Genomic DNA, 24929 nt, shown 5'->3' with positions numbered 1-24929 from the left:
ACAGCTGCAGTGACAGCCGGAACGGCGGCCCTCAGAACAGCGTGGCCGACACGGTCCGGGTGAGCTGCTGGATGATCCGGGCCCGCGGGTCCATGTCAGCGTAGTTTTTGCCGCGGGTGTAGACGACGAACACGAAGGCCCGGCCGTCCTTGACCAGAATGCTCGCGTCATGCAGGTTGCCAAAGAGCAGTCCGTACTTGTGATATACCCCTACCCCGGGCGGAACCGCGGACGGGATCAGCGTCTCGTAGTTGGTGTTCTGCATGTACGACAAAAGCTCGGCTGTGTGCTGCGCGTTGAGCAGCCGTCCTGTGTAGAGCAGCTGAAGCGTCCGGGCCATCTCCGCCGGGGTCAACAGGTTCACGGTAAAGTCGTACCCGATCCCGAGCGACGCAGCGTAGTCCGTCATGCCCCGCCGACCGACCGCCCTCTGGATCAGTGCCCATGAATTGTTGTTGCTTTGCTGGACCATCTGCCGGATCTGGGCCCCCGCCGTCGACGCTCCCAGCCGGGAATTCAGCGAGGCGCGCCCGGTCTCCACGAGGTGGTAGTAGGCCGAAGCGGCCAGGATTTTGGCCGTACTCGCGGCCACAAAGTTGCTTTGGTCCCCGTAGCCGTGGACCACGCCGTCGGAGAGATCGATCAACGACACCCCCACTGCATAGGAGCCATTGGCGGCGATAATCGCGCGGATCTGGCTGTCCAGCTTGGGGCCGACGGCCGGGACCGCGGCGGCGGGGAGTGGATTTGCAGCGGGTTTCGTGGCGGCCGCTTTGGCGCTCGCGGTGGGGGCGGCACTGGCCGCCGGTGCCACCGACATCCGGGGCGCCGTGAGCGGGGATGCGACGGATGGTTGGCCCGCAGTTGCGGAGGGCTCGGCCGCGGCGGCGGGCGGGTCGGCCTGAGGATCCGGCTGGCTCACCGCGTAGACGCCGCCGGCTGCCACAAGGGCAACTGCGACGACGGCGGCGGCCAGGTGCTGCGGCCGGATTCTCCCGACGCGCGAAGCGAGAGGTCCCGGTCTGGAACCGCTGTCCGCCCGGTGCAAGCCGGAGCCGTAGTGGCGCGCCGGCTGAGCCATCCGATTTTCCGCGGGACTTGTGCTCGGAACTTTCGCGGGCATCTGTCTCCCTCCGTACGCGGCTGACCCCGGCTGGGCACCAAAGTCTTTCGCATTCTTCCCGCTAGCAACTCCAGACACAAGAGTTCGGCCGTTGATTAAGCTAGCGACCGCCCTCCCGCGTTCCGTCACTTCTCCAAACTTTCACGCTCTCAGTTGCGGGGCTTCTGCAGAGGCGTACGCTGTGAAAGACGCGCTGGTGAGAGGCAAAGGAGCGGCGATGCGCAAAGTCATCCTTTCCATGCAGGTGTCCCTCGACGGGTTCTTCGAGGGCCTGAACCAGGACCTGAGCTGGCATATGGTCGACGACGAACTCCACCGCCACTTCAACGAACAGCTCGCCGCCATGGGCGCCTTCCTGGACGGAAGGGTCACGTACGAGTTGATGGCGGACTTCTGGCCGACGGCGGACTCGGACCCCGACACCAACCCTTCGATGGCCGAGTTCGCCCGCATTTGGCGGGACATGCCCAAGATCGTGTACTCCCGGACCCTCTCGACGACCGGCTGGAACACCACTGTGGTCCCGGAGGTGGTGGTCGACGAGGTCCAGGCGCTGAAGGCCCAGCCGGGCGGGGACCTGGCCCTTGGCGGGGCAAACCTGGCCGACACGTTCCGGCGGCACGGGCTGATCGACGAATACTGGTTGTACATCCACCCGGTACTGGTCGGCCAGGGCAACCCGCTGTTTAAATCTTCGGACAGCGTGGCCCAACTCCAACTCCTGGAGACGCGGTCCTTCGGCAACGGGGTGACGCTGCTGCGTTACGCCGCGTAGGCCGCGACGGCGTCCTCCGGCAGGCACTTCTTAAGAGTTTCTTAAACGGCCGGCGGAAGAGTTGGAACCGGCGCCCGTTCCGGACGCCACGCCCCGAGCCGGAGAATCCCATGACTGGACCCGCCCCCATTCGACCCGATGCAGCACGCAGCCATCCTGCACAAAGCCGTCCCAACGCGGCGCGGCCGCGGTTATTGGTCCTCCCCCAGGTCCGCCACTGGCTGCTGCTGGGACTCCTGCTCGCCGCTTCCGTCCTCGCCCTCGGCCTGGCCGCCCAGCTGACGCCGGGCATGAGCGCCGCCGAGCTCGGCGTCGACCAGGACCTCAGCCAGCATCACGCCGCCGCCTTGACCGCCGTCGCGATGATACTGAACGTGGTATTCGGTCCCGTCGCGGGCCTCGCACTGATCGGCGTCGCCGCGCTCGGGATCTGGCTGTTCCGCGGCGGCCTGGCCAAGGCGGTAGCCTTCGGACTGGTCGCGTCGTCCGGTTCGGTGGCCAGCGAATTCTTCAAGATCATCGTTGCCCGCCAGCGGCCCAACCCCGCACTGCTGTTTGATCCGTTGGCGCCGGAGACGGGCTCTAACAGTTTCCCGAGCGGCCACGTGTCCTTTGCTGTCGCGTTGGGTTTCGCGGTGTACTTCCTGGCACGCGGAACCCGCTGGGCCAAGGTCACGGCTATCGCGGCGGCGGGGCTGGCGCTCATCGTGGCGTGGTCAAGGCTGTATATCGGCGTCCACTACCCCACCGACGTCGCGGCATCATTCCTGGCGGCGAGCGCAGCGGTGGTCCTGATTGCCGGGCTGTGGAACCGTGCCCTGCCACGGGTTGCGGACCGGCTTTCCCCGCACTCCGCCACCGGTTCGCTGGCCGCCAGTTCGTCGGACGCAGACTCGACGAGCACTGAGAGGAAGTAGCCATGCACCCCTTGGACATTGCGGCCCTCCTTCCGGCGGCGCAGGCCGCCGGGTCACCGTCTCTGCTGGACCCCGCAAGCCTGCTGGCCGGGCTCGGCCCCGGCGCTTTGGGTGTTATCGCGCTCATGGTCTTCGTTGAGTCCGGCGTGCTCTTTCCTTTCCTTCCCGGAGATTCGCTGCTCTTCACGGCGGGCCTCCTGCACCACCAGCTGCAACTGACGTTGCCGGTGCTGATCGGCGTCGTCACGGCCGCCGCCATCGCAGGGGACCAGGTCGGCTACATGCTGGGGCGCACTTTTGGCCGGCGCTGGTTCAAGGACGATGCGCGGATCCTGAAGACGGCGCACCTGACCACCACGGAGGACTTCTTCCGCCGCCACGGCGGCGCCGCCGTCGTGCTGGCCCGCTTCGTCCCCATGGTCAGAACCTTTGCCCCGCTCAGTGCCGGTATCGCGCGCTATGACTACAAGTCCTTCACCCTCTGGAACATCACCGGCGCGCTGGCGTGGGCCGGCTCCGTGACCCTGCTGGGCACCTGGCTGGGACACTTTGACATCATCGCCAGGAACATCGATGTCATCGCCGTGGCCATGGTCCTCTTCTCCGTCCTTCCGGCGATCATCCAGTTCCTCAAGCGCCGCCGCAAGAGCGCACGTGCCGGCGCGGCCACCGAGGACACGGCAGAGGGAACTGAGGACGGATTACGGGCAGAGGAAATGGCCACGGAAGAATAGCTGCCATGACCACCACGGACCGGCCCTCCCTGTTACTCGTTGAGGACGACGCCGTCCTGGGACCGCTGATCGCCGAGCTGCTGGAACCCGACTACCGGGTCCGGCTGGTCGCCAACGGTCATGATGGCCTGCATTTGGGACTGACCGGGGCCTGGGATGTCATGGTGATTGACCGCGGGCTGCCGGCGATGGATGGCATAGCCCTGATCGCGGCGTTGCGGTCAAAAGGCATCGCCACCCCCATTTTGATCCTGACGGCGCTGGGCGCCGCCGAGGAGAAGGTCCGGGGCCTGGACGCGGGCGCCGACGACTATGTGACCAAACCTTTCGACGCCGGCGAGCTCGCGGCGCGCTTGCGCGCACTGACGCGCACCTACGCTTCCGCGCCGACAGCAGTGACGGTCGGGGACTGGGAATTCGACCCGCGGCAGCGCTCAGCCCGGTCCGTTTACGGGCACACAGTGTCCCTGACGGCAAAAGAAGGCCAATTGCTGGCAGCTCTGGCCGCCGAACCGGACCGGGTCTTCACCAGGGACGAACTTCTGGCGGCCTACTTCCATGACTCCGACCAGCCCGGCGTGATCGATACCTATGTTCATCACCTGCGCCGGAAAATCACCAAGACCATCATCCGCACGGTTCACGGCATCGGCTACCAGATCGGAGATGCCCATGAGTAGCGGCGGGACCGCCGGCGAAAATCCGGACCAGTCCACACTCCGCAGGGCCTCACTCAAGGTCGCCCTCCGGATCAGCGCCGCCTGCGCGGTCATGGTCATCGGCCTCCTCGCCGCCACGGCCCTCTACCTCGTGAACCAGCTGGCCCACCCGGAAGTTCCGGGCCCGGCAGGGTCCGGGACGGCGTACGCGTACCTCGATTCCAGGGACGTGCTCGCAGCCATGGTCATCGCCGGTGCGGCGGGGATCCTGCTGGCGGGCGTCGTCGGCTGGCTCAGCGCGCGCAGCGCCATCCGCCCCCTCGGTGACGCCCTGGCCCGGCAACGGCGCTTCGTCCAGGACGCCAGCCACGAACTCCGCACCCCCTTGACCATCCTGGACACCCGGATCCAGCTGGCCCAGCGCAACGTCGAGCCCGTATCCAAGCACGGTCAGGACCTGGCCCTGATCCGCAAGGACGCTGCCACGCTGACCGGCATCGTCAACGAACTCCTGCTCGCCGCAACCGCCGACGCCCCCAACCCAGCAATACCGCCAGTGGATTTGGCCGTCGCCGCCGCCGGCGTTGCCGAGAGCATCCGGCTGGTGGCAGAGCAACGGGACGTACACCTGGAATTCGCCGCCGACGCCCGGCCGCAGGCGCGGGTCGATGAAAATGCATTCCGCCGTGCTGTCCTCGCCCTGGCAGATAACGCGCTCGCTCACACCCCGCCGGGCGGCCGCGTATCCATCAGGACCGCGATCGAGCAAAAGCGCGCGGTCATCACCGTTGCGGACACGGGGACCGGAATCACCGGTGTGGACCAGGACCGGATCTTTGACCGTTTTGTGCGGACCTCCAGCAGCGGCGGGACGCAGGGACAGCGGAGCTTCGGCATTGGTTTGGCCCTGGTCCGGGAAATCGCGGTGGCTGCCGGGGGCACCGTCGCGGTGGCTGCGACCGGTCCCGGAGGAACCGTCATGAAGATGACGCTTCCGCTGGCAGCGGATGAGGGCGCAAGGAGACCGCATCGCATATGACAGAGTGACGGCACAGGAAAAAACCGGCGATCGCCTGCCCCCAAAGGCAGTCGATCGCCGGTCTTTCCGGACTAACAGGCCCGGTTTGTTCTGGCCTGGAAGTGTTCTCGCCCCGTGGGGCACTACGGCCTAGGCGCGGACGAAGGTCACGGGGCCCGTCGCGGTGAGCCAGGAGAGGGGGTGGACCATCGTCTGGTTCTTGTAGTTCATGCCGCCGCTGACCACGCGGCCGTTGCCGGCGTAGATGCCGACGTGGCCGGACTGGACCACCATGTCGCCGGGGATCGGGGTCGAGACACGGGTTCCGAGGCCAAGGAAGGCCCGCGGACCGATGTCGCCAACCGGCTTACCCGCCGCGCGAAGGGCTTTTTCCACCATGGCGGTGCAGTCCTGCGTGATGCCCACCTGGCGGTAGGCGGAAGCCAGCATGATGGCGTTGCGGCCGGCAGCGGGCGCCAGAGCGGCGGGGGCTTTGGCAGCGGGCGCTGCGGCCGGGGCCGCCTGAACGTGCACGGTTGCCTTCGGCGCCACGGGCTTCGCCGCAGGCGCTACTGCGGGAACTGCGGCAGGAACTGCGGCGGCGGGCTTGGGCTGTTGGGTGACCGGCGCGGCGACGGCAGCCACCGCGGGGCGGTCGAAGCTGATCCTAACGCTTGAATCGGCCGTGAGCGGCGCGCTGACCAGTCCCTTGACGTCCACATGGGACGCCGCGACGGCACCGCGCTGCACCGGTGCTGTGGCGGCGTTGGCCGCCATTCCGGTGGTCAGAACGAGGCCCGATGCGGCGGCGAGAACGGCGGCATGGCGCGCAAAAGTATTGATTGAAGACAAGAATGTACCTCTCCCAATGCCTGCGAGGTGAGCTGTCGGATTCGGATGGGAGGCACCCGGCCGCACTCCCGGGCCCGTCATAGCGGGCACTGTGCGGCTTCACCCCAAGACCTGCGTGATCAGCAGGTCAAAAGTGGTTTCCCCGTCTCTGCCGGTCGTCGATGCGAGTTACCCCCGGGCCGCGGCAGAGTTAGGCAATCGGCTGGGGGGCGCCCGTCTCGGAATCAACTGGGCACATATCCACGGTAACCCGAGGTCCGGCCAAATGTCACATTAAGGTAACGAAGGCCACACCCGGAGCGGACGCTGCCCATAGGGCGGCAGGGCTTCCGAACGTAGGATGATGCCATCAGCACCACCTCGAAGCGGAGGCCCAAGATGAGAAACCACTGCGTTGCCATCTGCCAGTTGAGCAACCAGCCCCAGGAGGATTTCGACGTCAACACCGAACTGCTGATCCTGGACGGGCAAGACGTGCACGTGGCTACGTGGGATGCGGAACCGCGCGACGGCGGCTTCGACGAGCACGTCCTGAACGACCGGGTGGACACGCTCGGGTTCATGGTGGTCAATGACTGGGCCTTCTTGGATGGCCGAGCGTACGCGGTGGTGGAACGCCGGTCGGCAGGCTAGGCGCGCCATGACGTTCCTGTCCCTGGCGCTGATCTCCGTCGCGGCCCTGGCCGGTCCCCTGCTGGCACTGCCGGTGCGCTGGCGGCTGCCGGTGGTGCTGGGCGAACTGCTGGCAGGAATCCTGATCGGGCGGAGCGGGCTGGGCCTCGTGGACCCGGCCGATCCGACATTCAGCCTGCTGGCCAACATCGGGTTTGCGCTGATGATGTTTGTGGCCGGAACCCATGTTCCGGTGAGGGATCCGGTGATCCGTTCCGCACTCGGCCATGGTGCCCGGCGGGCCGCGGCTGCCACAGCGGCTGCCGTGGCCGTCGGAACCGGAATCGGTCTGCTTTTCGGGACCGGACATGCTCCCCTGTACGTCGTGCTGCTGGCGTCGTCGTCGGCTGCCTTGGTCCTTCCGATCGTCGACTCCCTGCGGCTGGGCGGACCCGCCGTCGTCGCCATGATCGCGCAGGTGGCGATCGCCGACATCGCCTGCATTGTGGCGCTGCCGCTTATGGTGGACCCGCCGCACGCCGGGCGGGCGGCACTGGGCCTGCTAACAGTGACGGCGTGCTCCGTCGCGCTCTTCTTTGTGCTGCGTCGGCTGGAGAGCAGCGGCATCCGCGGGCGCTTCCACCGGCTCTCGGAAGCCCGCAAGTTCGCCCTGGAACTGCGCGTCCAGCTGGCGGTCCTTTTTGCCCTGGCCGGTGTGGCGACGTTCAGCAATGTCTCGGTGATGATGGCCGGCTTCTCCTTCGGCCTGGTCATGGCTGCCGTCGGCGAACCGCGGCGGCTGGCCCGGCAATTGTTCGCCGTCAGTGACGGCTTTCTGGGCCCGGTGTTCTTCGTCTGGCTTGGTGCCTCCCTCACACTCAAGGACCTGGCCGGGCATCCGGACATGATCGGCTTGGGCATGGCCCTGGGGGCGGGAACGCTGCTGACCCACGCGGGCTTGGCCTTCCTGGGACTCCCGCTGCCGCTCGGTGTGTTGTCGGCGGCCCAGCTCGGCGTTCCGGTGGCGGCGGCGAGCATCGGCACGCAGCTTCAGGTGCTGCTCCCCGGCGAGGCAGCGGCCCTGCTGGTGGGTGCGCTGGTCACCATTGCGGCGAGCGCTGTGGCCGGGTCGCGGGCCGCCAGGACGTTCGCACTTCCGCCGAACGTCCACGGAGGACGCGGCAATGCCGGCAGCGCCGTCGGATAAGGCGGTACCTGTCGATCGCAGGGACCGAACTTAGTTTCACCCCGCGTCGGGTGTGAACTGCAGCTCCGGTCTCGTCTTCGCCACCTCCGCCAGGACCCGGGAAAGCGCCTCCCGGACCGCTGCGGCACCGGCGGTGCCACCGACTTCGGCGTCGGCGGAACCAAAGCGCCTTCCGGACTCGCCGAGCACTGCCCGGGCATGGCGGACGAACCGGTCCCAGTCCCCCGCCCCGGCGCGCAGCGCCAGCAGCGGTGAGAGCAGCGCTGCCCGGCGCAGCCAGGCATCGGGCTCGCGCACCCACCGGTCCAGCACACTGTCCGCCCGCACCCGGCCCAGAATGTCCAGACCATCCACGAGGGGTCCGACGACGTCGACGGCGAGCGGATCCACGAGGTCCGGCATCCGCGCCTCCCGGATGAAGCCCTCCAGCCGGGTGAGATCGGAGTTGGTCAACAACTTCACGTTGGCCTGCAGGAGCACCACCGCGGCCAGCCGCCGCTCAAAAACCGGCACCTCCCACAGTTCGGAGCTGAGCGCCGTGACCGCGTCATGCGAAAGCCCCGCGTAGCGCCGCCCGGCATCCCGGACGGTCCCGCGGATGGCACCCACTGAGGCGCCGTAGAACCGGAGGCCACGGCCACCTGGATTCTTTTCCAGCCGGGTCCGCAGCTCATCTGCACGGCTCCAGGAACCCTCCCGCTGCAGCGCCAGGTCAATGAACTCGCCAGCATCACTCATGCGTTCATTCTTCCCCCGGGCAGAAAAACGCGGGAAATCCGCAAGGAGTGGTTTTGCGGGCCCCGGTAACGTTCGGGTAACGTTGCCCCCTGGCCTTGAAGGCTTGGCCCGAATGCAGGGCCCCGGTTAGCCCGCGTCGCCGGGCGCCGCTACGCCGATGGGCGTCTGCCTGCCCATGCCTGCGGCAGGGCCGGAGGAAGCTTCCCGCACTCGCCGCCGCTTTGGTAGCCACGGTTGTGTGTGCCAGTCACAAAGCCCGGAGGGGTCCGTTGTTCCAGAAGACACAGTCCAAGACCAGCCGTCTCAATAAAGTAGCCATTGTGGTGGCCATGGGCGCGCTGTCCCTGACCGGGTGCGGTGTCGCATCCACGGCGGGCGCCGCTGCCCCTTCGTCAGGTCAGGCCGCACGCTCCGCCGCAGCCCCGGCGTCCCCGGTTGCGGACGCGCCAAAGGCCGCCGCCACGCCAAAGACTGCGGCAACGCCTAAGGCGAGGGCAACCGGCACTGCTGTGGTGCCTGACGAGAAGGACACCGCCCCCACCGGCAGGACAGCCGAGACCGCCGCAGCCCCCGCCTCCGAAGCGGCGCCCGTCGCCCCGGTCGAAGCGACGGCAAAGGGTAGTGCCGCTGCGGGCACGACGCCGGCCGTCGCCGCCCCGGCCCCCGCTCCCGTAGCCGCTCAAGCCGCTGCCGCCGCGACCGGCAATGGGTCGCAGGCTGCCACCGCCCGCGGCTGGGGTGCGGTTGTTGCGGGTGACGAGTTCTCCAAGACCGGTGCGCCCGACTCGACCAAGTGGAGTGTCTTCAAGGGAACCGGCCACGCCGGAAAAGGCGCGCGGAGTCCACAGGCGTGGTCTGTGGCCAACGGCGTGGCGACGGTCAGCGGCAACTCAGCCGGAAGCACAGGCGGCATGTCAGCCAAGTTCGCCCAGCAAAAGTACGGCAAGTGGGAAACGCGAATGAGGACCAACGCCAGGGACCCGAAGTACCACCCCGTGCTGATTCTGTGGCCCAACAACAACACTTCCCCCAACTGCGCCGAGATCGACTACGCCGAGGGGAGCACCAACACTGCCCAGGTCAAGTTCTTCCTGCACTACGCCTGCGGCGGCTCGAGCTTCCAGACGACCGCGGCCAAGGCCATCGACACCACGCAGTGGCACAACTACGCCGTGGAGTGGACTCCGGCCGGCGTCACCGGTTACATCGACGGTGTCAAGACCTTCTCCGACACTAACCCGGCGCACCTGCCCACAGTGGGCATGCACCAGACGCTGCAGCTGGACTGGTTCCCGGATGGCTCGGCCACCAAGCCATCGCAGATGCAGGTCGACTGGGTCCGCGTATACAAGTAAAAGCGGCCCATCCGGCAGTCCGGCCCATCCAGTGAAGTCCCGCGCCCAACCAGGCACGGGACTTCACTGTGCTGTTGGGGCCCTCAGGGCATCGACAGCAAAACCTGTGCATCACCTTGGCGAAAACTTCGCTTCCGTTGAGCTACGGCGCGCGGCGCCGATATAGGGTTTGTCACGGTGGGCCGCCTTCAGCACCGGGACCTACGCCCGGGATGGGGGGAAGGCGGCAGACCGCATTGACCGGAGGAATAGCCCATGTCGGTGGAGCCGTCATCCCGCCCGGGACGCCCCGAAATCCAGGATCCCGATGATCGGGCTACCGGTGCCGAGCACGCCGCCAATGCGGCTGGTATCCGACACCAGGCAGCGAGAATCATCGAATCCGTCCTCGCCGACACCACCCCGGAGCACGGCCGCGTCCGGGAACTGCTTCGCAAGCAGGTCGCTGCGCATCCCGGGCGCCCGGAGCGAGCGCTTGCAGAGCACCTCGCCGCTTTGACAACGGCGGCCGAACCGCTCGACGGGTCCTTCGAGCCTGCCGAGCACCCCGGGCCGGACGGCGCCTCAGAAGCCTGAAGACGTGTTAAGCGGCCAGTGGAGGCTCATTTATACACACGGATCCAGGCGACCTGAAACCGGGCCGGCCTGGTAGATGTCCCGGCCGGAAACCAGTCAAGCTGCACCGTTTGATGCATCCCCACCGTGGGCTGGTGGGCCGGGTTCGTATCGGCAAACCACACCGACCCGTCGAGGTATCCGGTGATCCCGCCCGGGGTCCACTCCACGGCGTAGTTGTGCCATTGGGTGGTGTCCACCCTCCGCGCGTCCCGGGTCTGGAAGTTCGGGCCGTGGCAGGCGTGGTGCAGGTTGAACTTGATCTGGGTGATGTCCGCCGTACCTTCGGCATAGTCGATTTCCGCGCAGGTGGGCGAAACGTTGTTGTTCGGCCACAGGAGCAGGACAGGATGATACTGGGAATCGCGTGCGCTGGTTTTCATCCGGGCCTCCCAGCGGCCGTACCGCTGCCGGGCAAAACGGGAAGACATGCCGCCCGTGGTGCCCGCCGAGTCGCCGCTGATTGTGACGGCGCCCCCGCCGACAGCCAGGGCCTTCGGGCTCCGAATCCCCTTGCCCGCGTGTCCTCGTCCGTCATAGACCTTCCACTTGGCGGGGTCAGGCGGTCCCGAGTAGTTGAATTCGTCCCCGGCCACCACTGGGCCCCATCCGTGCACGACGGCGGCCTGCGCCCCGTCCGGTCCGGATGCTGCAACGCCCAGCCGGTCAAGCGCGGGGGCGGCTCCGCACCCTGCCAGGCCCAACGTACCCGCCGCGGTCACCGCGGCCGCGAAGCGATGTGCCAACATGAGAATTCCTATTCCTGGACCGCGATGGCCGGATCCGTCGACATGTCTCCGCTGTCAAACGTACTTACCAAACCAGGCCAAGGTGTCGTTCCAGGCAGCGGTTGCCTGCTCCTGGTTATAACGCTCCCCCGTGTCGTTGTGGAAAGCGTGGTCCACGCCGGGGTAGACCTTGAGTTCGTGTCGCACGTCGGTCGCGTCCAAGGCATCCTTGAACGCCGGCATGGCGCCGGTGATCCGCTGATCCAGTTCGGCGTAGACGCCAAAGACCGCCGCCTTGATGGCCGGAACTTTATCGAGATCGGGCGCAGGGCCGTAGAACGCCGACGTGGCGTTCAGCCCGGGGAGCGCCGTCGCCGCCAACCAGGTGATGCCGCCGCCAAAGCAGAAGCCAGTCATGGCGATCCGCCCATGATCCACGAAGTCCTGTGCCTGCAGGTAGTCGAATCCCGCGGCGAAGTCGGCGACGTGCCGCGCAGCTCCGGCCTGCGTCAACGCTCCGGGGACGGCATCCGGGTCCAGGCTTGCCGTGCCTCCCTCCCTGCTCAACAGGTCCAGGGCCAGTGCGGCGTATCCCGCTTTGGCGAAGCGGCGGGCCACGTCCTGGATATGCGCGGTCAGGCCGCGGTTCTCATGGCAGACCAGCACTGCCGGCCGGGGCGGCCCATTCTCGGGCCGGGCCAAATAACCACTGATCTCGGTCCCGCCGGACGGGAACCGCACCGTCGCCGTCGTAAGTCCCGCCGCCCCTTCGGGGATGGACAGCGGGCTCTTGGCGCCAGGGACCGTACCCGCCGACGCGCTGCCCGACGCCGGCGACACCGAGGAAAGCGTCGGCGTCGGCATGGGGTCCGTGGCGCGGGGAACTTCATCGGGCGTGCACCCGACCAGCAGCATCGCTGCCGACGCTGCCCCCATGCTCCCCATGATGAACGCAACGCGCCGCGTGAAGGTGTGCTGCGTCATGGCTCCGGCGCGGTAGTCGTCGAAGAATTCCTCGATCAGGTATTTTTCAAACTTGCCAAGCTGGGTCATCCGCGCCTCCCCAAGTTGCCGAACATCCTCCTCCGAAACCTGCCTGCGGGCAAGGGCCGAGGCGGCTGCGCACCTCGGCCCCGCTTCCAACCGGCGAGACTTGGCTCCATTGAGGCCTCGCTATCCGGTCACCCGCCCTGTCGACCTGTTCCAGGTCAACCGCCCGTTTCGGAAATCCGATCTGCGTCCTTCGGAAACGGAGTACTCGTCGCTGGTCGGATAGCCGAGCCGGCTCTTCTCCCAGCCGAGGGCTGCCCACCTGGTCCGGATCGCACCCTCGACATCGTGGGCCCCGGTGGACGGAGTGTAGTAGATCGAGGCGCCGCCCGAACCCGAGAAGTGGTTGTACCGCCCCACCTTGTCCGATGTGCCATTCTCATCCGAGGTCGGATAGCCCAGCGGGCCCGCCTCCCAGCCCTTTGCCGCCCACTTGGCCCGTATCCCGCCCAGGACAAAGTGCGCCCCGGTGGATGGCGAGTAGTAGATCGAGGCACCGCCCGTGCCCGCGAAGTGGTTGTACCGCCCCACCTTGTCCGGGGTGCCATTCTCATCCGTGGTCGGATAGCCCAGCGGGCCCCTCTCCCAACCCGTTTCCGCCCACTTGGTCCGTATCCCGCCCAGGACAAAGTGCGCCCCGGTGGATGGCGAGTAGAAGATAGATGCACCGCCCTTACCTGAGAAGTGGTTGTACGCACCCACCTTGTCCGCGGTCGTTTTGGTGTCCCCGGTCGGATAGCCCAGCGTGCCCGCCTCCCAGCCGAGCGATGCCCATTTGGTGCGGATCGCACCCGATACCGAGTGCGCCCCGGTAGCCGGCGACCAGTAGATCGAGGCACCGCCCGTACCCGAGAAGTGGTTGTACCGCCCCACCTTGTCCGGGGTGCCATTCTCATCCGTGGTCGGATAGCCCAGCGTGCTCGCTTCCCAGCCGAGCGATGCCCATTTGGTGCGGATCGCACCCGATACCGAGTGCGCCCCGGTAGCCGGCGACCAGTAGATCGAGGACCCGTTCGAGCCCGAGAAGTGGTTGTACTGCCCAACCTTATCCGGCGCCCCCTTCTGATCGGTGGTCGGGAAGCCGAGGCTGCCCGCGGCACCACCCGCCGCCTTGTAGCGCGCATAGATCGCGCCGTGAACTTCATGCGCCCCCGTCTTGGGCGACCAGCAGATCACTCCTCTGACATAGTCCTGGCACTTGCCTTCCGCTACCTTGTACTCCAGGGTCAGCGAGCGGCCAAGTGTCGAGCGCGGATCACCGGCGCCGGTCTTCCAGGCGTAGGCAGCGATCGGGTCGTCGGTTCCGGTCCCGGTGAGCATCACCTTCAGGGCGCCCTGGCCGTCATTCGCCGTGAGCAGGTAAAAAGTTTCCTTCGTCCCGGCCTGCCCGACGGCTACCGGGGCGAAGGTCACGCTCTGGTGAGCGGATTCACCCGGCGGGATCACCAGGCCTTCGGAGATGGGAGCGGTGGTGGTGAAGACCCCCTGCGGAGCCTTCGCCTTGGTGATGGTCATCGGGATGTTTCCGGTGTTTGTGATCGTAAAGTCCCTCGTCACCGACGTCCCCACCGGGACGACACCGAAGTCCAGGGCGGACGGCAGCTGCAGGTGCGCCGTTCCGGAAACAGCGGTCGCCGTGACCGGCACGGTCAATGAGCCGCGGTCACTCCGGATGACCAGCTTGTCGGTGACCGGATTCGCCGTTGTTGGGCTGAAAGTCAGAGACACTGGAACGGACGCCTGGGGCTGGATGGCCTGCCCCACCGCCGGCACGGTGCTCGAGTCGACTTTGAGCGTTGCGTTGGCCGGCAAGGTAACGCCGGTGACTTTGGCGACGGTGGTGCCGGTGTTGACGATGTTGACGGTCTGCCGGCTGCCCGTCTTGGTCGGGACGTCGGTGAACTCGAGCGACGCGGGTGTGGCTCCCAGCCCGTCCTTGGTGCCGACGCCGTGGACGCCGATGAGGTTCGTCTCGCCGTCGCTTGTCTTGACGGTCAGCGTCCCGTCAGCCTGTCCGGGAACCGTCGGCGCGAAGGTCACCGGGACGGTTATGCTGCCGCCCTTGGCCAGCGTCCGAGGAAGGGTCATCGTTCCTACCTTGAACGGCGCACTTCCTGTGATGGTGCTGACCGTCACCGCCCTTGAAGCCGTGAGCGTCACGCTGCCGGTACGCGAAGCGCCGACCGGCGCCGTGCCCAGATCGGTTTTCGTCGCCCCGACGGCCGAGGTTGTCGGGATGCCGAAGCCGATCACGTGCCCGTCGCGGGTGCCGACGTACACCCGACCATTATCCGTGGCCACCGTGACGAACTTGGCGGCTATGCCAATTGGTGCGCTAAAGACCTGCTTGAGCTGGCCAGTGTTGTCCGGCAGCGCACGGTAGGCCCGCAGTTCCGCGTCGGCCCCGGTCCCTCCCGTGGTGTAGACCACCCATACCAGTGCGGAGGACCCGTCCTTCCCGTTCGAGGTCACTGTCGGAGCGCCGGAGCTGAACCCGAACGTGCTCGCGGACGTGCCCACGGAGGCTAGTTTGACCCCGCCCGAGGCGCTCGGCAAGAGCTTGTGCGCGCGCAGGTAACCCTTGCTCTCTACGGTGTAGATGTATCCGCCGCTGGTCGTTCCGAGGAACGCGGGCCGCCCCCACACCCCGTTGTAAGGGCCGGCTTCGTCCAGGACCGCATCGGTTCCGCCCGGGCCCTGCGCCATTCCGCCTAGGTTGTCCCGGTCAAGAAGGTAGACGCGTCCGTCCTTACCCACTTGGGCCAAGAGGTGTGGATGTGCCGCAGTGCCGTAACCGTCCGGGATGCCGATCGGGGCCCCGGACCCCAAGTCTGCGTCATCCTGGTCCAGCTTCGCGTTGTTGGCGGGGCTGAAGAAGTCGGTGGACTTGAGGTTGCCGTCTGCACCGACCTTGAGCCGGACCACCGACTCGGCCAAGGTCGTGGGAGGCTTCTTGCCAGGGCCTGCCTTCGGCGAGATGCCGTTCCCCGTGGTCAGCAGGATCTGCCCCGCGCCGTCGGAGACCAGTCCTCCGCCGGACTGCCAGACCCCGCCCTCAGCGCTGCTGTTGCCGGACTCGGTCGCCCACATCGTTGTCTGGCGGCCGCTGGTGGACACGCCGACGACGTAGCCCACGAAAGGCGTGTAGTCGCAGTGGCTGGCAAACCCGGCATAGACGACCCCGTTCATGAGCAGCAGGCCGGGGCGCTGCATTGCAGTCATGGCGTTAAACGGGCGACTGCGGTCGTTCGTCGGCGCACCGTCGATGACAACGGGGAAGCCGGGCCTCTCTGCGCCCGTGGCCGCATCGAGGGAATGCATGTACCAGTGCGGGAGACGGGCATTCGCTCCGTCGTTGGTCTTCGCCAGCAGATAGACGCTCTTCGTCGCCGCGTCGTAGACCGGCGTCGACGTGACACCGATATTTGGCGTGAGGTCACCGCATCCAACCGTCGAAGCCGGCCATGCCGGTCCGAGGTTGCGGGTCCATTTCTTCGCGCCCGTCACCCCGTCCAGCCCATAAACGTTATTGTTCTCCGTCGCCGCTATCACCACGCCTCCGACCACGAGCGGCTGGGCGTAGACCTGCCCATTCACGGCTGCGGAAAACAGCTTGCCGAAATTCGAGGACGCAACCGACGACGGCGTAAGCGCGGTCTCGTTGTTGTCCCAACCTGTCCGCAGCGAGTTGTGGGCGATGGTCCCTACGTCTGCTGAGGCCGTCCCGCTGACCGACAGCCCGGCAAATGCGAGCGACGTCGTCAGGAGGGCTGCCCAGGCCGGCCGTTGCAACCGGAAGGGCGCTGGCCCACCCATGCGTTGACTGCGTAGACGGCCCAAAAAATGGCCAGAAATTCCACGATTTTTTGCTTGATCACGCATGGTTGAGACCCGTTCCTGATCATTACATTGACTTGTAAATTGATTTGCTTAAACCCAGTACTCAGGAGCGTAGGAGCGGGCATTTACGGGCGCCCGAGTGGGGACCACTCGTATTTTTTGCGGGAGGTCCGGGCTTTTACACGGGTGCTACTTGGCTGCTGCATGGGCGCACAAGTGCCCTACCTGATTCCCCCGTTACGCGGCAGGCAAGGGCGCCGCCGGCAGGCCCGGGCGAATTCCGGCCTTAGCCGGCGTCGGACGTGCCTTTTCCCGATTCGAGCTTCCGGCGTCTGCGCCGCCGCCAGACGATCACCAGGCCAAGGACGACGACGGGGAGCAGCACCCAGCCGCCGATGTCCAGAGCATCGCCGATCGCTTGTGCCGCAGCCCCGGCCGCGTAGGCGAGAACGCTAAGGCTCGCGACCCAGGCGATGCACCCCGGGATGGTCCACAGCAAGAACTTGGGCCAGGGCATCTGTGCAGCCCCCGCGGCGATGGCGCCCCAGAGCCGTACGACAATGACCCACCGGCCGAAGAACAAAGCCGTCCCGCCGTGCCGTTCGAAGAACGATTCCAGCTGTTCGATGCGATGTTCATCAGCATGGAACCGTTTGGCGAGCTTGAGCATCAACGGACGCCCACCTACCCGCCCCAGGATGTAGCCGATGGTGCTCCCGACGATGGCACCCAGGCTGCCGAAGGCGATCACGGCAGCAAGGTTAAGACCTCCCTGGCGAGCCGCGGTGTAGGCCCCGAGCAGTACGGCGACGGCGGGAAGCGGTACACCGGCGCACTGGGCGAGCACGATCACGAGCACTCCGAAGTAGTACGCCCAATCGTCTGCCATGTTTGCGTTCGAGGCGGCGAGGACGGCCCAGCCGAGCGCCAGGGTGCGGAACGTGCTTGCTCCGGCCATGACTCACCTCGCCCGTGCTGCCCGTGATCGGCCCCTGGTCGCGGCCCCCGCAACGACACCGGGATGGCCCTTGTCTACGCCTGTGGCCCGGCCTCGTCAAGGGTCCTCAGCCGCGTCTGATCAGCTCCGCCCGATCAGCTCTGCCACGAGGTCGAGCTCTTCCTCGGAATTGTAGAAATGTACCGACAGCCGGATCCTGCCCTCCCGGATCGACGCCACGACGTTGGCCTGGCGGAGCCGCGCCAGGACCGCCTCCGTGTCTGTCACGGGCATGGAGACGATGGTGGAACGGTGCTCCGCGGGGAAGGGCCGGAAGGCGGGGGCCTGTGCCGCCAGCGCTTCCACCAGGCGCTCGGTGAGCCGGGCGTTGCGATCCAGCAAGTCCGTGATCCCAAAGCGGCCGAAGATGGCGAGCGCGGCCTGCTCGGCCAGGGCCGGGAACCACGCCAACGACGCATCGAGCTTGGACGCGGTGGGTGACAGGTCCATGTCCGGCCCGTAGAAACTCTCGGTCGGATTGCGGGCGGCTTTCCAGCCGGGCACGATGGGGCGCAGGTGCTCAAGGAGCCCTTGACGGACGTAGAGGTAGCCCATGCCCCGCGAGCCGAGCAGGAACTTGTGGCTGGCGGCCGCCAGGAAATCGACGCCGTCACGCACCACGTCCAGCGGCACCGCGCCGGCCGCCTGGCAGGCGTCGACGAAGAACCACGCGCCGGAGCGGGCAGCCACCCGGCTGAGCGCGGGCAGGTCGGCCCGGTAGCCGTTGGCTGAGTGCACGGCGCTCACCGCGATCAGGCGGGTACCGCCGTCGGCCGCCTGTCCGAACACCGACGCCGGCGCGCCGTCGCTGTCGCCGTCCGGCGCCACCGCACGGACCTCATAGCCGCGCTCGCGGAGCAGTAACCAGGGGTAGTAGTTCGAGGTGAACTCGTTCCCGGCGACCACGATGTTCTCGCCGTGCTTCGCGGCCGGCAGGTTGGCGGCCACAATTCCCGCCGCTGTGCTCACGGCCGGAACGAGGGCGACCTCGGCGGCGGTGCCGCCTATGATCCCGGCGAACATGGCGCGTGCGTCCTCCCCTGCCCGCTCGGCGTCCATCCAGTCGAATCGGCCGCTGGACCAGCGCTCGACCGCCAGCTCATAGGCCGCCTTTGCGGGGGCGCAGCCGACATTCACGGAGGCGGTGTTGAGGTAGATGGTGTCCTTGAGCCCGGGGAAGAGCTGGCGGACCTTGGCAGCATCCATGTGTACCCGTCTCTGATCAGCCGCCGGGATGCAATCCCTTGGCATAAGCGGCCTGCCCCACGTGCTGGAGGCAATCGGCGATCATGCTGACCAGCCGCACCCCGAGTGTGACCGGCGGGTCCCAGCGGGTGTCGACGATGCGGTCGAGGTCCTCGTCACTGAGCGTCTTCAGGAACTCCACGCTCTGCCGGTGAACGGCGTCGTAGTATTCGAACAACAGCTGCGGCGGTGCCTGCACCGCGTCAACTCGCTTGCTCGAATGACCGTAACCGGTGTCGTGTTCGGGGAGCGGCAGGTTGAAGCGGGCGGCGAATCCTTGCGAGGTCCAGACCTCCTGCAGCCCGGCGGCGGCGGCAAGCTGCGCGTCTTCGACCCGGCTGAGGTGCCAGACCAGCCACGCCATTGAATTTCCGCTGCCCGCCGGCCGGCGGGCCAGGACCTCGTCGTCGGCCCCTTGCAGCACGGCGGCCACGGTCTCATGGATCCGGCCGAAGGCATCCAGCAGCAGTTCGTTGGATTTCATTTCAGCCTTTCGGTCCAGCCCGACTCATCCGCCGAATCTAGTGAGGGCAGGTTGCAAAAAGCTGTGGGAGCTGCTGGCCGCTGCCGGACTCACAGCGCGGGACTGCCCGGCCGCCTCTCACTTGACCGTCAGTGTTCCGTGCATGTTGGGGTGGTACTTGCAGTGGAAGGCGTAGGTTCCGGGCTTCGAAGGAGCGGTAAACGTTGCCTTTCCGCCGTTTTCCTTGACTTCCACATTGAAGGAGGATCCGTCGTCGGCGGTCACCGTGTGCTCCACAGTATCCATGTTGGTCACGCTCACCTCGGCGCCGGGAGCCACCGACATGGGGACCTTGTACTCGAAGTTGCTGATCGTGATGGCCGCCGCGGCGGCGCTCGCCGGCACGCTTTCCGAGCCCATACTGGTTGAGCCCGCCGGCGATGACGGTTCCATCGACATGCTGGCGGAGCCACCTGACGTTGTCGCGGGGGCCGATGCCGGTGATCCGCCGCCTCCGCCGCACCCGCTCGCACCGATCAAGACCGCAGCCAGTACCAGCGCAGTCCGTGTCCTCGTGTTTGTCATGGCATGCCGTCCTCGGCTGGAAGGAGGCGGGGAAATCCGCCCGGGCTCCTTAATTCTGCACCCGCCGACAGTCAAAATCATGGGCCATATGTCACCCCAGGGTCACGTCCGCGCTCTGCTGCTGGCCGCCCCGGACAAAGGAGACCGTCACTTTGGCTCCCGCAGCCTGTTCACGCGTTGCGGCCGTGAGCGCGGCGGCGTCAGTGATGCTGCGGCCACCGACTTGGGTGATCACGTCGCCGGCTTTGAGCCCGGCCCGGGCTGCCGCGGATCCGGGAGTCACTGTGGAGATTTGGGCGCCGGTGGTGAACCCTGATGGGCTGCCCGCGCTGTTGTCCGTGACGGAGACGCCGAGTTGACCATGTGTGGCTTTCCCCGTGGCGATGATTTCCCGGCCGACCCGCTTCGCGTCGTTGATCGGGATGGAGAAGCCGACGCCGATGTTGCCGGACTGGGCGTCGGAAGATGACGTTCCGGCCGAGGCGATTGCCACATTGACGCCGATGATCTCGCCTTGCGCGTTTACCAGGGCACCGCCGGAGTTGCCGGGGTTGATAGCGGCATCCGTCTGGATGACGTTGATGCTGATGGAGTCCTGCGTGCCGCCGGTGGTGCTGGTCGTGGAACCGGACGCCGAGGACGCGGGTTCAATCGTGCGGTTCGCTGCGGAGACGATGCCGTCCGTGACCGTGCCGCTCAGCCCTAGGGGAGCTCCGATGGCAATGGCGGTGTCGCCGACGTTGACCTTGTCTGAGTCGCCCAGGGTCGCCGGGACCAGCCCCTCGGCTGTGATCTGGACGATCGCCAGGTCCGCGAGCGGATCGGTGCCGATAATGGTCCCCGGATACACGCTGCCGTCGTTGGTGCGGACTTCGATGTCCGCGTTCGCGGCCTGACCGTCCAGGGTGACCACGTGCATGTTGGTGAGAATATGGCCCGAGGCATCCAGAATGATGCCCGATCCGGTACCTCCGGAGCTGCCGGCACTTGCGCTGATGGTCACCACACTGGCCGTTGCCTTCTGCGCGGCCGCAGTCACCGCGTTGACGCTGCCCAGATTGTTGACGATCACGGGCGTGTATTGCGCTGTTTGGGCAGGCGCCGATTCCGCGCCGGCGCTATTAGCCAATCCGGAGGTCACTGCCGCCACCGTGCCACCGCCGAGCACGCCGGCACCGAGCAGGCAAGCGAGAAAGGCTCCGGCCCCCACCCTGCTCCTAGCTTTCGGACCGGTTGCCGCCGTTACGCCAGTGTTCATGATGGTGCTCCTTAAAGTCCGGAATCAAAGAGTTCGAAGTCGTGACCCCATCGTGTGATCCGGGCCTATCGGCCGGCTATCGCACGGCTGTGAACGGACTGTGAGGAGTTGTTCCGGAATCGGGGTGGGCCTATCTCAAATTCACGGGCGCGCCCGGGGACCCCGCCTGGTTCCAGGAGCTGATGGAAGCCAGGCCCGCGGCCGCGCCGGCGCTCAACACCACTGCTCCCAACCACATCGACACCGGCCACCCGATCCCTGACGCCAGGGCAATGCCGATCAGCTGGCCGGTCCAGATGAGTGCCGCGGCCGCGGCCGTCACGGCGGGCAGCCGGCGCCGCAGCGAGTTCGGTGGCATTCGGATGAGCAGCGCGTCAGCTGGCCATACCAAGGGCGGGAGGAATCTCCGCCTGGGTATGCTCGGGGCTTCCGATCGGCGTTGGCAGATATGGGACGGCCGGTGCGGCCCGGACAAAAGCCGAACAGTAAATGAGGAAGAAGGCGCCCAGCACAAGAATCAGGACAAGGGCCAGGACTGCCGGGGCCGTCGATTCCAAGGCGGCGGGACGGCTCGCGGCCTGTGCGCTGCGAATGCCGGTGCCAAGAATCAGGGAGAGGCTGAAGCCAAGCAGCAGGTGGGTTGGGCTCACCAGCGCGTCCAGTGAAACTTCGATGCCCAGGATCTCGTGCCACGCCAGGTCCAGGACGCCCGCGACGCCGAAGAGGAAGACGCCGATGACCGTACCTCGGTATCCGGCCGGGATCGCCTCGGAGATAGGCTGCCCGGGTTCCCGGTTCCGCCGGATCACTCCGGCCGTCCACGCGGCCGTGGCCAGGAGGCCCGAATAAAGGGCAGCGTGCCACGGGGTGAAGAATGTCTCGAGCCCGGGAAGGTGCAGATGGGCCCAGCCGTCCAGGAAGACCGCCAGGAGGAGCCAGATTCCGAGCAACTGCGTCACGAGGTCCCGGCGCGCGCCGGCCCTGCGAGTCCGTGGTGCCGTTTCGACCATGATCGTTCTCCTCGCACTCGCCGTACGGCGTCAACGCCGACGGCGTCTGCGGGTCCGCCCGGCAGGCGGCGGTGCCGACGAGTTATAGCTTGGACCCGAAGACGGCGCGCCGCCAGTGCGCATGGCCACGGCCAGCCGGGCGGCGACCGCCACGTTGTGCGTTCCGGGCAGTCCGCGCTGCGGCCGACTCCCACTGTGACGAATCTCTCACTGGTGGCGGTGAACTGCCCGACCGCCCCGATGCCCCGGCATCTGCGGGCACTGCGGCTGCTTCCACCTCAAGCCTGAGCATTTGGAGAATTATTTGGACCGTCACCCCGTGAGTCCGGTCAATTGTTCGGATTTGGTGGCTTCGTCGCCTTGTTGGCAGAATTTGTGACTTGTGTGCGGACGACGTTTGTGCACGATCTCGCGGGAGCGCTTCCGTGAAAATTCCAGCCACCACAGGGAGCACCATCCATGATTTCCGTCAGCCGGGTCTCGAAGAGCTACGGCTCCGGGGCAACGGCCGTCCGGGCCCTTGACGACGTCACACTGTCCGTCGCCCGGGGCGAGGTATTCGGCGTCGTCGGCCAAAGCGGCGCCGGGAAAAGCACGCTGATCCGAACGATCAATTCACTGGAGCGACCGGATTCCGGCAGCGTCACCGTCGACGGCCGTGAGATGACCACCCTGGCTGGACCGGAGTTGCGCCAGGCACGCCACAACATCGGCATGATCTTCCAGCACTTCAACCTGCTGAGCAGCAGGACCGTGCAGGCGAATGTCGAGCTCTCCCTCGAGATCACCGGTGCGGCACGCCCGGCAAGGCGGACGCGGGCGCTCGAGATCCTTGAGCTGGTGGGCCTCCACGGCAAGGCAGCCGCCTATCCGGCGCAGTTGTCCGGCGGGCAGAAACAGCGCGTCGGCATTGCCCGCGCGTTGGCTTCCAACCCAACAGTGCTTCTCAGTGACGAGGCGACATCAGCGCTTGACCCGGAGACGACGACGCAGATCCTGGATCTCATCCGCCAGCTCAGCAAAGACCTGGGACTGACGGTTCTGCTGATCACGCATGAGATGGATGTCGTCAAGAGCATCTGTGATTCCGCAGCCGTCATGAGCGGCGGCCGGATCCTGGAGCAGGGGCCGGTGGAAGAACTGCTGACCACAGAGAAATCCCTGCTGGGCCAGGCCCTCTTCCCCCTGGGAGAAATCCCGGAGACGTCCAGCGCCGTCGTCGAGATTACATTTAACGGGGTCAAGACGGACCGTCCGGTGATCGCCCAGCTGGCGCGCAAGCACCGGATCGACGTCGGAATCCTGGGCGCCGCGGTTGAAACCATCCGGGGGCTCCAGACGGGACGCACGCGGCTCGAGCTGCCCGGCGACCAGCAGACTGTGGCTGCCGCCGTCGCGGACCTGCGCGCCCAGGGACTATTTGTGGAGGTCATCAAGTGATCGACCGCAATGATCCGTACTTCTGGTCAGACCTCCTGGACACCATCCTCAAGAGCGCGGGAGAGACGTTTTACACCGTGGGCCTGAGCCTGCTGTTCACGGTCGTTTTCGGCTTGGCGGCCGGCGTGCTGCTCGTGACCACCGAGTCCGGCGGGCTGCTCGCGAAGCTCTTCGGCAGCCGGGCACTGGGGTTCTGCGTCAACCGGGTCTTGGACGTCGTGGTGAACATCGGCAGATCCGTCCCGTTCATCATCCTGATGATCCTGCTCATACCGTTCACCCGCCTGCTCGTCGGGTCCTTCATCGGCCCCACCGCGGCGATTGTTCCGCTGACCATCGCCGGTATCCCCTTCTTCGCCCGGCTCGTGGAGATCGGCATCCGCGAGGTTCCGGTGGGGCTCGTCGAAGCCGCCCAGTCGCTGGGCGCCACCCGGTGGACCATCCTGACAAAGGTGATGGTCGCCGAGGCAGTGCCGGCCTTGGCGCTCGGGCTGTCCACCACCGTCGTGGGACTCATCGGCTACTCGGCCATGGTCGGCGCAGTGGGCGGCGGGGGCCTTGGGGACGTCGCTTTCCGCTACGGCTACCAGCGCTACAGCCCCGAGTACATGTTCGGCGTCGTCATCCTCCTGGTCCTGCTGGTCCAAGTGTTCCAGTCCCTGGGCAACTTCGCGGCGCGGCGCCTGTCCCACCGATAGCCGCCCACCCGCTCCGCAATTTCTTCCCGTATCACCTTCCATTCTGCGAAAGAGTTCCAATGTTCCGTGCACACATCCTGAAGGCCGCCGTTACCGGCGTGGCCGCCATCCTCGCCCTCTCCGCCTGCGGCGCTGGCGCGTCCAGCTCGGCCGGGGCCACCGAGACCATCAAGGTCGGCGCCCTGGCCGTGCCGGCCGGCGACATGCTGAAGCAGGTCCAGCGGGAGCTCGCCCCCAAGGAGGGCCTCAACGTGGAGTACAAGGAGTTCAGCGACTACAACACGCCCAACCCGGCTGTGAGCGACGGCGACATCGACGCCAACCTGTTCCAGAACACCACCTTCATGGAGACCTACAACAAGGCCTCGGGCAAGAACCTCGTCAGCGTGGGCAAGGTCTACCTGCCGCCGATGGCTTTGTACTCCAACAACGTGGCCGACCTGGGGGCGCTTCCCGAGGGCGCGTCGGTAGCCATCCCCAACGACCCCACCAATGAGTCCCGCGCCCTGAAGCTCTTGGCGTCCAAGGGACTCATCGAGGTCAGCGCCAACCCGATCACGCTCAAGGACGTCAAGGCAAACCCGAAGAACCTCAAGTTCACGGAGATCGAAAACGCCAGCCTGCCGCAGGCCCTGAACGACAAGGACGCTGCCATCGTGACGCTGGCATTTGCCCTTCCCGCCGGCCTGAGCGCGGACAAGCAACTGCTGGTCGAGGGCAAGGACAGCGCCTACTACAACGTCCTGGCGGTGAAGGCCGAGATGAAGGATGATCCGCGCGTGCAGAAGCTCTACAAAATCCTGACCTCGCAGGACATGAAGGATTTCATCCAGGCCAAGTTCAAGGGCCTCGTGATCCCGGCTAGCTGACGGCAGACCGAACCCCCTCGTGATGCTGAACGGCCCTGCACGCGCCTGGCGGTTTCTAGGGGTCGTTGCAACACCTGTTGGTTAGGTGGTTAGTAGTAAATCACGCAGACGCTCGGCTGGAGTTTTCCAGCCGAGCGTTTT

At 66.5% G+C, this 24929-nt stretch carries 25 protein-coding genes and 1 riboswitch; of the genes, 12 read left to right on the top strand and 13 right to left on the bottom strand.

Translation table 11 applies throughout. From position 1 onward, the window contains the following. Positions 1–31: 31 nt before the first annotated feature. Positions 32–1081, bottom strand: a complete 1050-nt coding sequence (locus ACFVVK_RS13785; RefSeq protein ID WP_390267752.1) for a serine hydrolase — start codon at positions 1079–1081, stop codon at positions 32–34. A 259-nt stretch (positions 1082–1340) separates the two neighbouring features. On the opposite strand from ACFVVK_RS13785, the gene ACFVVK_RS13780 reads away from it, so the two are divergent. The 5 genes from ACFVVK_RS13780 to ACFVVK_RS13760 all read left to right on the top strand — a co-directional run bounded on the left by ACFVVK_RS13780 (position 1341) and on the right by ACFVVK_RS13760 (position 5247). Beyond that, entirely contained in the window at positions 1341–1898 is a 558-nt protein-coding gene (locus tag ACFVVK_RS13780; protein WP_390267749.1) for a dihydrofolate reductase family protein, read from the top strand. A gap of 110 nt (positions 1899–2008) precedes the next feature. Then, positions 2009–2815 (top strand): phosphatase PAP2 family protein, encoded by an 807-nt coding sequence (locus ACFVVK_RS13775; protein ID WP_390267746.1) that lies wholly within the window; start codon positions 2009–2011, stop codon positions 2813–2815. A gap of 2 nt (positions 2816–2817) precedes the next feature. Beyond that, a complete protein-coding gene (locus ACFVVK_RS13770) occupies positions 2818–3549 on the top strand; it encodes a VTT domain-containing protein (protein ID WP_390267743.1) in 732 nt (243 codons plus the stop codon). Between the two features lie 5 nt (positions 3550–3554). Further along, complete coding sequence (locus ACFVVK_RS13765; RefSeq protein ID WP_390267740.1) at positions 3555–4229, top strand: response regulator transcription factor; 675 nt, start codon at positions 3555–3557, stop codon at positions 4227–4229. Next, positions 4222–5247: a sensor histidine kinase gene (locus ACFVVK_RS13760; protein ID WP_390267737.1), complete on the top strand. Its 1026-nt coding sequence runs from the start codon at positions 4222–4224 to the stop codon at positions 5245–5247. The genes ACFVVK_RS13765 and ACFVVK_RS13760 overlap by 8 nt, the downstream gene beginning before the upstream one ends. A gap of 129 nt (positions 5248–5376) precedes the next feature. Here the strand turns inward: ACFVVK_RS13760 and ACFVVK_RS13755 are convergent, their stop codons facing one another. Next, entirely contained in the window at positions 5377–6078 is a 702-nt protein-coding gene (locus ACFVVK_RS13755) for a hypothetical protein (RefSeq protein ID WP_390267734.1), read from the bottom strand. Positions 6079–6081: 3 nt separating this feature from the next. Then, positions 6082–6282: riboswitch (cyclic di-AMP (ydaO/yuaA leader) on the bottom strand. Between the two features lie 174 nt (positions 6283–6456). Between ACFVVK_RS13755 and ACFVVK_RS13750 the strand changes: the two genes are divergently transcribed. Next, the gene (locus tag ACFVVK_RS13750) at positions 6457–6711 is read left to right on the top strand and encodes a hypothetical protein (RefSeq protein ID WP_390267731.1); all 255 of its coding nucleotides are present in this window, start codon (positions 6457–6459) and stop codon (positions 6709–6711) included. A gap of 7 nt (positions 6712–6718) precedes the next feature. Continuing rightward, entirely contained in the window at positions 6719–7897 is a 1179-nt protein-coding gene (locus tag ACFVVK_RS13745) for a cation:proton antiporter (protein WP_390267728.1), read from the top strand. Between the two features lie 36 nt (positions 7898–7933). Here ACFVVK_RS13745 and ACFVVK_RS13740 read toward each other — a convergent pair whose 3' ends face one another. Beyond that, entirely contained in the window at positions 7934–8635 is a 702-nt protein-coding gene (locus ACFVVK_RS13740) for a DNA alkylation repair protein (protein WP_390267725.1), read from the bottom strand. Positions 8636–8904: 269 nt separating this feature from the next. Here ACFVVK_RS13740 and ACFVVK_RS13735 point away from each other — a divergent pair, with 269 nt between their 5' ends. Continuing rightward, a complete protein-coding gene (locus ACFVVK_RS13735; RefSeq protein WP_390267722.1) occupies positions 8905–9990 on the top strand; it encodes a glycoside hydrolase family 16 protein in 1086 nt (361 codons plus the stop codon). A 255-nt stretch (positions 9991–10245) separates the two neighbouring features. Continuing rightward, positions 10246–10566, top strand: coding sequence for a hypothetical protein (locus tag ACFVVK_RS13730; protein ID WP_390267719.1), 321 nt, complete (start codon positions 10246–10248; stop codon positions 10564–10566). Between the two features lie 26 nt (positions 10567–10592). Here ACFVVK_RS13730 and ACFVVK_RS13725 read toward each other — a convergent pair whose 3' ends face one another. From ACFVVK_RS13725 to ACFVVK_RS13680, 10 genes are all read right to left on the bottom strand, one after another. Continuing rightward, positions 10593–11354 carry a glycoside hydrolase family 16 protein gene (locus ACFVVK_RS13725; RefSeq protein ID WP_390267716.1) on the bottom strand — a complete coding sequence of 254 codons (762 nt, stop codon included), beginning with the start codon at positions 11352–11354 and terminating at the stop codon, positions 10593–10595. 54 nt (positions 11355–11408) lie between these two features. Then, the gene (locus tag ACFVVK_RS13720) at positions 11409–12386 is read right to left on the bottom strand and encodes a dienelactone hydrolase family protein (protein ID WP_390267713.1); all 978 of its coding nucleotides are present in this window, start codon (positions 12384–12386) and stop codon (positions 11409–11411) included. A 120-nt stretch (positions 12387–12506) separates the two neighbouring features. Then, positions 12507–16199 carry a choice-of-anchor D domain-containing protein gene (locus ACFVVK_RS13715; protein WP_390267710.1) on the bottom strand — a complete coding sequence of 1231 codons (3693 nt, stop codon included), beginning with the start codon at positions 16197–16199 and terminating at the stop codon, positions 12507–12509. A 310-nt stretch (positions 16200–16509) separates the two neighbouring features. After that, positions 16510–17181, bottom strand: coding sequence for a DedA family protein (locus ACFVVK_RS13710; protein WP_390267707.1), 672 nt, complete (start codon positions 17179–17181; stop codon positions 16510–16512). 120 nt (positions 17182–17301) lie between these two features. Then, the gene (locus tag ACFVVK_RS13705; protein WP_390267704.1) at positions 17302–18426 is read right to left on the bottom strand and encodes an aminotransferase class V-fold PLP-dependent enzyme; all 1125 of its coding nucleotides are present in this window, start codon (positions 18424–18426) and stop codon (positions 17302–17304) included. Between the two features lie 16 nt (positions 18427–18442). Further along, on the bottom strand, positions 18443–18949 hold the full coding sequence (locus ACFVVK_RS13700; RefSeq protein WP_390267701.1) for a DUF664 domain-containing protein: 507 nt from the start codon (positions 18947–18949) through the stop codon (positions 18443–18445). Positions 18950–19066: 117 nt separating this feature from the next. Further along, on the bottom strand, positions 19067–19387 hold the full coding sequence (locus ACFVVK_RS13695; RefSeq protein ID WP_390267698.1) for a cupredoxin domain-containing protein: 321 nt from the start codon (positions 19385–19387) through the stop codon (positions 19067–19069). A 217-nt stretch (positions 19388–19604) separates the two neighbouring features. Beyond that, on the bottom strand, positions 19605–20771 hold the full coding sequence (locus tag ACFVVK_RS13690) for a S1C family serine protease (RefSeq protein WP_390267695.1): 1167 nt from the start codon (positions 20769–20771) through the stop codon (positions 19605–19607). Positions 20772–20901: 130 nt separating this feature from the next. Then, positions 20902–21129: a hypothetical protein gene (locus tag ACFVVK_RS13685; protein ID WP_390267692.1), complete on the bottom strand. Its 228-nt coding sequence runs from the start codon at positions 21127–21129 to the stop codon at positions 20902–20904. Between the two features lie 16 nt (positions 21130–21145). Continuing rightward, complete coding sequence (locus ACFVVK_RS13680) at positions 21146–21781, bottom strand: hypothetical protein (RefSeq protein WP_390267689.1); 636 nt, start codon at positions 21779–21781, stop codon at positions 21146–21148. A gap of 459 nt (positions 21782–22240) precedes the next feature. On the opposite strand from ACFVVK_RS13680, the gene ACFVVK_RS13675 reads away from it, so the two are divergent. Genes ACFVVK_RS13675 through ACFVVK_RS13665 form a run of 3 tightly spaced genes read left to right on the top strand, consistent with a single transcriptional unit; the run spans position 22241 to position 24788 of the window. Then, entirely contained in the window at positions 22241–23221 is a 981-nt protein-coding gene (locus ACFVVK_RS13675) for a methionine ABC transporter ATP-binding protein (protein ID WP_390267686.1), read from the top strand. Continuing rightward, on the top strand, positions 23218–23919 hold the full coding sequence (locus ACFVVK_RS13670) for a methionine ABC transporter permease (RefSeq protein WP_390267683.1): 702 nt from the start codon (positions 23218–23220) through the stop codon (positions 23917–23919). The genes ACFVVK_RS13675 and ACFVVK_RS13670 overlap by 4 nt, the downstream gene beginning before the upstream one ends. A 59-nt stretch (positions 23920–23978) precedes the next feature. Further along, the gene (locus ACFVVK_RS13665; RefSeq protein ID WP_390267680.1) at positions 23979–24788 is read left to right on the top strand and encodes a MetQ/NlpA family ABC transporter substrate-binding protein; all 810 of its coding nucleotides are present in this window, start codon (positions 23979–23981) and stop codon (positions 24786–24788) included. Positions 24789–24929 lie beyond the last annotated feature (141 nt).

It is taken from the genome of Arthrobacter sp. NPDC058192 (genome assembly GCF_042883665.1).
GTDB lineage: Bacteria > Actinomycetota > Actinomycetes > Actinomycetales > Micrococcaceae > Arthrobacter.
This window is presented reverse-complemented; position numbering and strand designations above follow the sequence as displayed.